At 48.6% G+C, this 11,935-nt stretch carries 9 protein-coding genes and 1 other annotated feature; all 9 genes read left to right on the forward strand.

From position 1 onward, the window contains the following. Positions 1-135 precede the first annotated feature (135 nt). The 9 genes from rplA (at position 136) to rpsG (ending at position 11,889) form a co-directional block, all read left to right on the forward strand. On the forward strand, positions 136-828 hold the full coding sequence (gene rplA / locus QQK89_RS27095) for a 50S ribosomal protein L1 (protein ID WP_284241896.1): 693 nt from the start codon (positions 136-138) through the stop codon (positions 826-828). Between the two features lie 19 nt (positions 829-847). Beyond that, positions 848-999: a sequence feature (ribosomal protein L10 leader region), on the forward strand. Between the two features lie 58 nt (positions 1,000-1,057). Next, positions 1,058-1,561, forward strand: coding sequence for a 50S ribosomal protein L10 (gene rplJ, locus QQK89_RS27100; protein ID WP_284241897.1), 504 nt, complete (start codon positions 1,058-1,060; stop codon positions 1,559-1,561). Between the two features lie 90 nt (positions 1,562-1,651). Beyond that, on the forward strand, positions 1,652-2,011 hold the full coding sequence (rplL, locus tag QQK89_RS27105) for a 50S ribosomal protein L7/L12 (protein WP_127497473.1): 360 nt from the start codon (positions 1,652-1,654) through the stop codon (positions 2,009-2,011). Between the two features lie 101 nt (positions 2,012-2,112). Further along, positions 2,113-2,718, forward strand: coding sequence for a class I SAM-dependent methyltransferase (locus tag QQK89_RS27110; protein WP_284241898.1), 606 nt, complete (start codon positions 2,113-2,115; stop codon positions 2,716-2,718). 292 nt (positions 2,719-3,010) lie between these two features. Then, positions 3,011-6,574 carry a DNA-directed RNA polymerase subunit beta gene (rpoB, locus tag QQK89_RS27115; protein ID WP_284241899.1) on the forward strand — a complete coding sequence of 1,188 codons (3,564 nt, stop codon included), beginning with the start codon at positions 3,011-3,013 and terminating at the stop codon, positions 6,572-6,574. Between the two features lie 95 nt (positions 6,575-6,669). After that, positions 6,670-10,296, forward strand: coding sequence for a DNA-directed RNA polymerase subunit beta' (rpoC, locus tag QQK89_RS27120; RefSeq protein ID WP_284241900.1), 3,627 nt, complete (start codon positions 6,670-6,672; stop codon positions 10,294-10,296). Between the two features lie 251 nt (positions 10,297-10,547). After that, complete coding sequence (locus QQK89_RS27125; protein WP_284241901.1) at positions 10,548-10,778, forward strand: ribosomal L7Ae/L30e/S12e/Gadd45 family protein; 231 nt, start codon at positions 10,548-10,550, stop codon at positions 10,776-10,778. 156 nt (positions 10,779-10,934) lie between these two features. Next, complete coding sequence (gene rpsL / locus QQK89_RS27130; protein ID WP_015847231.1) at positions 10,935-11,354, forward strand: 30S ribosomal protein S12; 420 nt, start codon at positions 10,935-10,937, stop codon at positions 11,352-11,354. Positions 11,355-11,418: 64 nt separating this feature from the next. Next, positions 11,419-11,889 carry a 30S ribosomal protein S7 gene (rpsG, locus tag QQK89_RS27135; RefSeq protein WP_284241902.1) on the forward strand — a complete coding sequence of 157 codons (471 nt, stop codon included), beginning with the start codon at positions 11,419-11,421 and terminating at the stop codon, positions 11,887-11,889. Positions 11,890-11,935 lie beyond the last annotated feature (46 nt).

Below are 11,935 nucleotides of genomic sequence, written 5' to 3' on the forward strand. Positions count from 1 at the left end.
GTGACTGGCCGCCCCGCGGTCGGTTAGCACAAGGGCAGCCGATTCGGCATAGCCCAAGCGAAGTGTAAGCTTCGTCAGTGGGAGGAGTCCCATAAGGGGAATTTTCCGCTACAACCACAAAGGAGGAAAACTCAAATGGCTAAACACGGCAAAAAGTATGCAGAAGCTGCTAAGCTGATTAACAGCGAAGCAACTTACGAGTCTTTGGAAGCAATTGAGCTTGTGAAGAAAGCCGCTACAGCAAAATTCGACGAGTCCGTTGAAGTAGCTGTACGTCTGGGCGTTGACCCTCGTAAACAAGACCAAGCGGTTCGTGGCGTTGTTGTACTTCCGCATGGTACTGGTAAAACTAAACGTGTTCTGGTATTCGCGAAAGGCGATAAAGCAAAAGAAGCAGAAGCTGCTGGCGCTGATTTCGTTGGCGATTCCGACATGATCAACAAAATCCAACAAGGCTGGTTCGAATTCGACGTTTGCGTAGCAACGCCGGACATGATGGCTGAAGTTGGTAAACTGGGTCGTATCCTCGGTGGTAAAGGCCTTATGCCTAACCCTAAAGCGGGTACGGTAACATTCGACGTTACTAAAGCTGTTCAAGAAATCAAAGCTGGTAAAATCGAATACCGTCTTGACAAAGCAGGTCAAATCCATGCTCCAATCGGCAAGGTTTCCTTCGACGCTGAGAAACTTAATGACAACCTTAAGGCTCTCATTGACGCTCTGAACCGTGCTAAACCGGCAGCAGCTAAAGGGGTTTACCTGAAAAACATCTCCGTTTCCTCGACAATGGGCCCTGGCGCTCGTCTTAACGCAGCTTCTTACCGTTAAGATTTAAGAGAACGGAAATTAAATTCGAATACGCATACCGTAGACAGTAGGTGCCGCAAGGCTTAATTTCCTACCGAGGTGTTATGATAAATACAGCTGCGCGTGATTGAGATCACGGCAGCGATATATCATGGCCTTCGCAGTCGCTGTGGAGGCCTTTCTCATGCACCCTAGGCTTTAGGAAGCTCGTCATAAACGGGATGTACAACTATTACAGGAGGTGTACAGTTTGGCTAACGTTAATATCATCCAAGAGAAACAACAAGCGGTTGAAGAAATCACAGCGAAGCTTCGTGAGAGCTCCAGCACTGTTGTTGCTGACTACCGCGGATTGAACGTTGCGCAAGTAACTGAACTTCGTAAACAACTGCGCGAAGCAGGTGTTGAGTTCCAAGTTCTGAAAAACTCGCTCGTTCGCCGTGCGACTGAAGCTGCGGAATTGTCCGAGCTGAACAGCATTCTGGTTGGTCCTACAGCCATTGCTTTCAGCGTGAACGATGCTGTAGCGCCAGCGAAAATCTTGAACGATTTCGCTAAGAAAAACGACGCTCTGAAACTTAAAGGCGGCGTTGTTGAAGGTAAAGTAGTAGGTGCAGTTGAGATTAAAGCACTGGCGGAACTTCCGTCCCGCGAAGGCTTGCTCTCCATGCTCCTTTCCGTCCTGCAAGCTCCAATGCGCAACTTCGCGCTTGCGGTTAAAGCAGTCGGCGAGCAAAAAGAAGCACAAGCTTAAGTTAAATCGTCGTTTATACGAACGATCCGCCGACCTTACTCGTAAGGCGGCATAAAACCAAAAAAACTAACCATTCTCGGAGGTATAACCATGTCTAAAGAGCAAATCCTAGAAGCAATCAAAGTTATGACTGTTCTTGAACTGAACGATCTTGTTAAAGCAATCGAAGAAGAATTCGGCGTTACAGCTGCAGCTCCAGTTGCAGTAGTAGCAGGCGGCGCAGCAGAAGTTGCTGAGCAAACTGAATTCGACGTTATCCTTAACAACGCTGGCGCTTCCAAAATCAACGTAATCAAAGTGGTTCGCGAAATCACTGGTCTTGGTCTGAAAGAAGCTAAAGACCTGGTTGACGGCGCTCCAAAACCAATCAAAGAAAAAGTTGGCAAAGAAGAAGCAGAAGCAGTTAAAGCTAAGCTTGAAGAAGCTGGCGCAGCTGTAGAAGTGAAGTAATTTCTCTTCAAGCCATAATAACGGGCCCCTTGAAACGTCACGTTTCAAGGGGTTCGTTGCATGTTCGAGAGGTTAAGGACAAGAGGCAGGAGGCCAAATGAATGTCGGACCACTATTACTCTCAGAAGCCGGGAGTGAAACATGATAGACAAGTCCATGAAGCGAAGCTTCGCGGATTCTCGCTAAAGTTTATGACGGATGCCGGCGTATTCTCAAAATCCGGTGTCGATTACGGGAGCCGCGTGCTGCTCGATGCGCTTGTTCTTGCGCCATCTGCAGAGGTGCTTGATGTCGGGTGCGGTTACGGGCCCATCGGATTAACTGCGGCGAAGCTTGCGCCGGAGGGGCATGTAACCATGATCGACATTAATGAACGTGCGGTTGAACTGTCGAGAGAAAACGCGAAGCTAAACGGCATTACTAATGTAACGGTTACGCAAAGCGATATCTATGAGTCGGTGAAAGCTAACCGTTATGATGTTATTTTGACCAATCCTCCAATCCGTGCAGGCAAACAGGTTGTTCATACCATTTTTGAAGAAGGGTACAATCTATTAAATCCCGGCGGTAAGATGTGGGTTGTTATTCAGAAGAAGCAAGGCGCACCATCGGCAGAGGCCAAGCTGGAATCGTTATTTGGCGATGTGGAAGAGGTTACGAAGGACAAGGGATACCGGATATTTTTGGCAACAAAATCTAGTGACTGATTTTCTTGACTTGACTTTTTAGATATGGTAATATTATAAAATGTCAGCATTAAATTGGGCTCAATCTCTTTAGCTAACTAAAATGTCAAGTGCGAATTTTGGCGCGGAATGCATATTTATTGCACATTTGACGTATAATGTTTACATTTTGGGCAAAATTACTTGATATGGAACCATCGCGCCGCGCTGCGTTTGGTTAGCTGCCGGAACACGCTCTTTTTTCGAACTATTCGATAAGGGCTTTTCTTTATTTAAAGTAGGACGCAGTAGATATCGATGCTGTGAGACAGACATGAGGGGTGAGGTTAAGTTGGCAGGACAACTTGTTCAGTATGGTCGGCGCACGCGGAGAAGTTACGCCCGGATCAACGAGGTGCTGGAAGTCCCGAACCTGATTGAAATCCAACAAAAATCGTACGAAAAATTCTTGGATAATGACTTGCTTGAGTTATTCCAAGATATTTCGCCGATTCAGGACTTTACGGGCAATCTATCGCTTGAGTTTATCGACTATAGCTTGGGCGAACCGAAATATTCGGTCGATGAATCAAAGGAACGCGATGTGACGTACGCTGCTCCACTGCGTGTTAAGGTACGGCTCTTCAACAAAGAAACCGGCGAAGTGAAAGAACAAGAAGTGTTCATGGGCGACTTCCCGCTGATGACAGAGACCGGTACGTTCATTATTAACGGGGCGGAACGTGTTATTGTCAGCCAGTTGGTTCGATCCCCAAGTGTGTACTTCAGCACGAAGGTTGATAAGAACGGGAAGAAAACATACACGGCAACGGTAATTCCGAATCGCGGAGCTTGGCTAGAGCTTGAGACGGATGCTAAAGACATCATTTACGTTCGTATTGACCGGACCCGGAAAATACCGGTGACGGTGCTTTTGCGCGCTCTTGGATTTGGAACCGATGCTGAAATCTTAGAATTGCTCGGACACGACGAGTATATTCGCAACACGCTGGATAAAGACAACACAGATTCGACCGAGAAAGCGTTGATCGAGATTTATGAACGCCTTCGTCCGGGCGAACCGCCTACTTTGGACAACGCGAAAAGCCTTTTGGTTGCTCGCTTCTTCGATCCAAAACGTTACGACCTGGCTAACGTCGGTCGTTACAAAATAAACAAAAAGCTTCACATTAAGAACCGTTTGTTCAATCAACGTCTTGCTGAGACATTGGTTGATCCGGCTACAGGCGAGATCATTGCGGAAGCAGGTCAAATTATTGACCGCCGTCTGCTTGATGAGATTCTCGACAAGTTGGAGAAAAACGTAGGTTTCAAAACGTACCATGTGGCGAACGGCGTTCTGGATGCGGATAGCATTCCGCTTCAAACGATCAACGTATATTCGCCTTTGGATGATGCGAAAGTCATTAAGGTCATTTCGAATGGCGTTATTGATAAGTCCGTTAAGCATATTACGCCGGCGGACATTATTTCGTCCATTAACTATTTCATCAATCTCCTTCACGGAGTAGGCAATACAGACGATATTGACCATCTTGGCAACCGTCGTTTGCGTTCGGTTGGCGAATTGCTCCAGAACCAATTCCGTATCGGTCTTTCCCGTATGGAACGTGTTGTTCGCGAGAGAATGTCGATTCAGGACGCTAACGCCATTACGCCGCAAGCTCTGATCAACATCCGTCCGGTTATTGCATCGATTAAAGAGTTCTTCGGTTCCTCGCAGCTGTCGCAGTTCATGGACCAAACGAATCCGCTTGCTGAACTGACGCATAAGCGTCGTTTGTCCGCACTCGGTCCGGGCGGTTTGACGCGTGAGCGCGCTGGCTTCGAAGTACGTGACGTCCATCACTCCCATTACGGGCGTATGTGTCCAATCGAAACGCCGGAGGGTCCGAACATCGGTCTGATCAACTCCTTGTCAACATTTGCCCGCATTAACGAGTATGGCTTCATTGAGGCGCCTTACCGTTGGGTAGATCCGAAGACGGGTGTCGTTACCGAGCAAATCGCGTATTTGACGGCTGACGAAGAAGATAACTACGTAGTCGCGCAAGCGAACGCGAAGTTGAGTGAAGAAGGCAGATTTGTCGATGACAGTGTCATCGTTCGTTACAATAAGCAAGCAGATAACATCTTGACTATGCCAAGCGAGCGCGTTGACTACATGGACGTATCGCCGAAGCAGGTTGTATCGGTTGCAACGGCGCTCATTCCGTTCCTCGAGAATGACGACTCCAACCGTGCCCTCATGGGATCCAACATGCAACGTCAGGCCGTTCCGCTTCTTATTCCTAAAGCGCCACTCGTTGGTACGGGAATGGAGCACAAATCGGCGAAAGACTCCGGTGTATGTATTGTATCCAAGTTTGACGGTGTTATTGAACGCGTCTCGGCCAATGAAATTTGGCTGCGTCGTACAGAGATGCTTGACGGCAAACAAGTTGTCGGCGATCTCGTGAAACATAAACTGCATAAGTTTATGCGTTCCAACCAAGGAACATGTATTAACCAACGTCCGCTTGTCCGCAAAGGCGAAGTGATCAAGAAAGGCGATATTCTCGCTGACGGTCCTTCGACAGAACAAGGCGAATTGGCGCTTGGCCGCAACGTTGTTGTTGCGTTCATGACTTGGGAAGGCTACAACTACGAGGATGCGATTCTTCTTAGCGAGAAGCTGGTGAAAGAGGATGTATATACATCCATTCACATTGAAGAATACGAATCCGAAGCACGTGACACGAAGCTTGGACCTGAAGAAATTACGCGCGACATTCCGAATGTCGGCGAAGAAGCGCTGAAGAACCTCGACGAACGCGGTATTATCCGTGTCGGCGCAGAGATCGGCGCAGGCGATATTCTCGTTGGTAAAGTAACGCCTAAAGGCGTAACGGAGCTGACAGCGGAAGAACGTCTCCTTCACGCGATCTTCGGCGAGAAAGCTCGTGAAGTCCGCGATACTTCCCTTCGCGTACCGCATGGTACTGACGGTATTGTCGTTGACGTTAAAGTATTTACTCGCGAGAACGGCGATGAACTGCCACCAGGCGTGAATCAGCTGGTTCGTGTATATATTGCTCAAAAACGTAAAATTTCCGAAGGCGACAAAATGGCAGGACGCCACGGTAATAAAGGGGTTATCGCCCGCATTATGCCGGAGGAAGATATGCCGTTCTTGCCAGACGGCACACCAGTTGAAGTCGTGCTGAATCCACTCGGCGTACCATCGCGGATGAACATCGGTCAGGTACTGGAAGTCCATCTGGGTATGGCTTGTAAACGTCTCGGTCTTCATGCAGCTACGCCTGTATTCGACGGCGCGCGCGAGTATGACGTATTCGACACGATGGAAGAAGCAGGCATGCAACGTAACGGTAAAACGATTCTGTACGATGGCCGCACAGGCGAATCGTTCGAACGCGAAGTTACCGTTGGCGTCATGTACATGATCAAACTGGCGCACATGGTTGACGATAAAATCCATGCCCGTTCGACGGGTCCTTACTCTCTCGTTACGCAGCAGCCACTCGGCGGTAAAGCCCAGTTCGGCGGCCAGCGCTTCGGCGAGATGGAGGTATGGGCACTCGAGGCCTATGGTGCAGCCTACACGCTTCAAGAGATTCTTACAGTCAAATCCGATGACGTTGTCGGCCGGGTGAAGACGTACGAATCGATCGTGAAAGGCGAGAACGTTCCGGAACCTGGCGTTCCAGAGTCGTTCAAAGTATTGATCAAAGAGCTTCAGTCCCTTGGTATGGACGTTAAGATCCTCACCGAGAATGAAGAAGAGATCGAGATGAAAGAAATCGATGATGAAGATGACGGAACAAGCGATAAGCTTAACCTCAACTTAGAAGGTGCCGAAGCTGGCGCTGAATAAGCTTTGAATAAAAGGCTGCTCGTCCTTCGTAACCGGAGGGCGTGCAGCCGCCAATTTGTACGACATAGCCATACATGACGAAGGAGGGTTGCTCCTTGTTGGACGTGAACAACTTCGAGTATATGAAAATCGGGCTTGCCTCGCCGGATAAAATTCGCTCTTGGTCCCGCGGAGAAGTCAAAAAACCGGAGACGATCAACTATAGGACGTTAAAACCGGAGAAAGAGGGTCTTTTCTGCGAAAAGATCTTCGGGCCTACAAAAGACTGGGAATGCCATTGCGGCAAATACAAACGCGTTCGTTACAAAGGCGTAGTCTGTGACCGTTGTGGCGTTGAAGTTACGCGCGCGAAAGTTCGTCGCGAGCGTATGGGCCATATCGAGCTTGCTGCCCCTGTATCGCATATCTGGTACTTTAAAGGTATCCCAAGCCGTATGGGCCTTGCGCTTGACATGTCGCCTCGTTCACTTGAGGAGATCATTTATTTTGCATCCTATGTTACAACCGATCCTGGTGATACGCCGCTTGAGAAAAAACAACTGCTGTCGGAGAAAGAATACCGCAGCTACCGTGAAAAATACGGTTATGGCTTCCAAGCAAGCATGGGTGCAGAAGCAGTTAAGAAATTGCTTCAAGACATCGATGTAGAGAAGGAACTGGAACAGCTGAAAGAAGAGTTGCGGACTGCTCAAGGGCAACGCCGTAACCGTGCTATTAAGCGTCTTGAAGTTATCGAAGCTTTCCGCAACTCCGGCAATGAGCCGGAATGGATGATTCTCGATGTGCTTCCGGTAATCCCGCCAGAACTTCGTCCAATGGTACAGCTGGACGGCGGACGTTTTGCTACGTCTGACTTGAATGACTTGTATCGCCGTGTTATTAACCGTAATAACCGTCTGAAGCGCCTGCTTGACCTAGGCGCACCGGATATTATCGTTCAGAACGAGAAGCGCATGCTGCAAGAAGCGGTAGACGCACTGATCGATAACGGTCGTCGCGGCCGTCCGGTAACAGGTCCTGGTAACCGTCCTTTGAAATCCCTCAGCCACATGCTGAAAGGTAAACAAGGCCGCTTCCGCCAGAACTTGCTCGGTAAACGGGTTGACTATTCCGGTCGTTCCGTTATCGTCGTAGGTCCTAACCTTAAGATGTTCCAATGCGGTCTTCCAAAAGAGATGGCACTGGAGCTGTTCAAGCCTTTCGTAATGAAAGAGCTCGTGAACAAAGGTCTGGCTCATAACATCAAGAGCGCAAAACGCAAAGTAGAACGCGTAAGCCCAGAAGTTTGGGACGTTCTTGAAGAAGTAATCAAGGAGCATCCGGTTCTTCTCAACCGTGCCCCTACGCTTCACCGTCTTGGTATCCAGGCATTCGAACCTATTCTGGTTGAAGGCCGCGCCATCAAACTTCATCCGCTCGTATGTACCGCTTATAACGCGGACTTTGACGGTGACCAAATGGCGGTTCACGTACCATTGTCGGCTGAAGCACAAGCTGAAGCACGTCTCCTGATGCTTGCATCGGGCAACATCTTGAACCCTAAGGACGGCAAGCCGGTTGTTACTCCATCCCAGGATATGGTTCTCGGATCTTATTACCTGACTATGGATAACAAAGAAGCTAAAGGTTCCGGTTCGGTGTTTGCAACGGTCAATGAAGCAATCTCCGCTTACCAACGCGGCATTGTATCGCTTCATGCGCGTGTATTCGTGCCTGCTAAAGTGTTGAAGAAAACCATCTTCACGGAGCAGCAACAGAACTCGCTGATTAGTACGACAGTCGGTAAAGTTATTTTCAACGAAATCTTCCCGGAAGATTTCCCTTACATCAACGAAGCTACCAAAGCAAACTTGCTGCAAGGTACGCCGGATAAGTATTTCGTATACGAAAAAGGCAGCGACTTGAACAAAATCATGGATGAGTTGCCAATTGCCGGCGGTGTCGGCAAAGAGTATCTCGGCAACATCATCGGCGAATGCTTCCGTATTTACCATACTACGTTGACATCGATTATTCTTGACCGCATCAAACAACTCGGCTTTACGTATTCCACGCGCGCAGGTATTACTGTAGCGGTAGCGGACGTTGTTGTTCCGGAAGAGAAAGTCGAGATTCTGAAAGAATCCGATGCAAAAGTAGCAGTCGTTATGAATCAGTACCGTCGCGGTCTGATTACGAACGAAGAGCGCTATGACCGTGTAATCGAAATTTGGAGTAAATCCAAAGATCAAATTACCGATATCCTCATGAAGTCGATGGACCGTTACAATTCCATCATGCTCATGGTGGACTCCAAAGCACGGGGTAACAAATCGCAGATCGCTCAGCTCGGCGGCATGCGTGGTCTGATGGCGAACCCATCCGGCCGTATCATCGAGTTGCCTATCAAATCGAACTTCCGTGAAGGCCTTACCGTCCTCGAGTACTTCATCTCGACGCATGGTGCTCGTAAAGGTCTCGCCGATACGGCGCTTCGTACAGCTGACTCGGGTTACTTGACTCGACGCCTTGTTGACGTTGCTCAGGACGTAATCGTACGTGAAGACGATTGTGGTACAGATAAAGGCTTTGCAGTTAGCAAGATCCAAGACGGCAAAGAAGTTATCGAGGATCTGTATGACCGTATCGAAGGACGTTACGCATTCGAAACAATCCGTCATCCAAAAACGGGTGAGGTTATTGTGAAGAAGAGCGAGCTGATCGACTCCGGTAAAGCAGACGCGATTATCGATGCTGGCATCGAGAAACTTCAGATCCGTTCCGTGCTTAGCTGCCGTGCTCGTCATGGCGTATGTAAGGTTTGTTACGGCCGTAACCTGGCTACAGGCAAACACGTTGAGATCGGCGAAGCAGTAGGTATCATCGCTGCTCAATCGATCGGCGAACCGGGAACACAGTTGACGATGCGTACGTTCCATACCGGCGGTGTAGCCGGCGACGATATCACGCAAGGTCTTCCGCGTATCCAAGAGCTCTTCGAGGCGCGTAATCCGAAAGGTCAAGCGATCATTACAGAGCTCGACGGTGTCGTGAAGGAGATTCGCGAAGCGAAAGACCGCCGCGAAGTTGAAGTCCAAGGCGAAGCGGAAACAAAAGTCTATGCGATTACGTATGGCTCGCGTATCCGTGTAACCGAAGGCCAGCAAATCGAAGCAGGCGACGAGCTGACAGACGGTTCGATCGACCCTAAAGATATGCTGCGTATTAAAGGTATCCGTGGCGTCCAAAACTACATTTTGCAAGAAGTACAACGCGTATACCGTAACCAAGGTGTAGAAATCAACGACAAGCACGTTGAGGTTATGGTTAAGCAGATGCTTCGCAAAATCCGTATTGTTGACGCTGGCGACACTACGCTCCTTCCAGGCGCGTTTGTTGACATCCACGAATACGAAGCAGCAAACCGTGAAGCGATCCTTGCAGGTCTTGAGCCTGCGGTTGCGAAGCCGGTATTGCTCGGTATCACGAAAGCATCCCTTGAAACAGATTCGTTCTTGTCCGCGGCATCGTTCCAGGAAACGACGCGCGTCTTGACCGACGCTGCTATCAAAGGCAAAGTAGACCAATTGCTAGGTCTGAAAGAGAACGTTATTATCGGTAAGCTGATCCCAGCTGGTACAGGTATGAACCGTTACCGCAGCATCAAGCTGGTAGGCCTTGAAGATGAGCCTGAAACAACTGAAGAAGGCGAATTGGAATCCGAAGTAGTAACGGTCGATTAGAAATAGCATATTGATGTAATAAATGAGGAGAGCGCGGCATTCAGTAGGGATGGATGGTCTTCCCTGTTGATGCCCGCTCTTTTACATGTATAATAGTTGATGGGCCTTACCTTTAACCGTAAGAATGAAATAACCAAAACTTTGCAATTGGACAGGGTGTTTTACAGCTTGACACTTGTAGATGTAGGTGGTACTATATCGAAGTGTGCCTAATTGTGTGATCGCTCTACTGCAATAGGAAAGGTGATATCATGCAGTTTAAGGTTGGCGCGAAACAGACGACCAAGATGCTTGAACAGAGTAAAGCTATCGAAGTCTATGTGGCTCGTGATGCAGATCCGCGGATGAGAGAGAAGATCGTTCATCTGTGCGAGCGGTTGAGTGTTCCGGTCAAGTGGATAGATACGATGCAAGAACTCGGGGAAACCTGCGGGATTGATGTCGGAGCCGCTATGGCAGCGCTCATACCTGATGAAGAATAAAGTAGACTCAATTTTTGTTGGTGCAGAATTGCAAGATGATGGACTGACAGAAATTTTTATTTGTTCTTTTATGAACCGCCTGGATCTGTGGGCTTAATTAATTGGGTAAAATGTCTTGCCATTAATAAGACATAATCATGGGAAGGGGGTGGCAACATGCCAACAATTAACCAGCTGGTCCGTAAAGGCCGCCAAGCTAAAGTCGTAAAATCGAAATCGCCTGCTTTGCAAAGAGGTTTCAACGCCTTGAAACGTGAAGCAACGAACATCAGCGCTCCGCAAAAACGCGGTGTGTGCACTCGTGTAGGTACTATGACTCCGAAAAAACCGAACTCCGCACTTCGTAAATACGCACGTGTACGTTTGACGAACCGTGTAGAAGTAACAGCGTACATTCCGGGTATCGGTCATAACCTTCAAGAGCACAGCGTTGTATTGATCCGTGGTGGACGGGTAAAAGACCTTCCAGGTGTACGTTACCATATCGTTCGCGGCGCATTGGATACTGCGGGTGTTAACAACCGTAACCAATCTCGTTCGAAATACGGTACTAAACGTCCTAAAGTTAAAAAATAATAATAGCAAGATTTCCGGATAAATATCCGGATATTGCGACTAACTAAGAAAGGGGGACTTTCTCATGCCACGCAAAGGTCCTGTAACAAAACGCGACGTATTGCCGGATCCGGTTTACAATAGCAAACTGGTAACCCGCCTTATCAACCGCATCATGATCGACGGCAAACGCGGCGTTGCACAAACGCTGTTGTATGATGCTTTCAAGCTGATCCAAGAACGCACGGGTAAAGATCCAATGGAAGTGTTCGAAGAAGCATTGAAAAACATCATGCCTGTACTCGAGGTTAAAGCTCGCCGTGTCGGCGGTTCTAACTACCAAGTACCAGTTGAGGTTAAACCAGAGCGTCGTACATCGCTTGGTCTCCGTTGGCTCGTGAACTATTCGCGCAACCGCGGTGAAAAAACGATGGAAGAGCGTCTGGCTGCTGAAATCATGGACGCATCGAACAACACTGGTGCATCCGTGAAGAAACGCGAAGACACACACAAAATGGCAGAAGCGAACAAAGCGTTTGCTCACTACCGTTGGTAGGATTCTAACCAAAATGTTTGAGTTTAACTCAAAACACGAGAGGAGA

It is taken from the genome of Paenibacillus glycanilyticus (assembly GCF_030161375.1).
In the GTDB taxonomy this organism is placed as follows: Bacteria; Bacillota; Bacilli; order Paenibacillales; family Paenibacillaceae; genus Pristimantibacillus; species Pristimantibacillus glycanilyticus_B.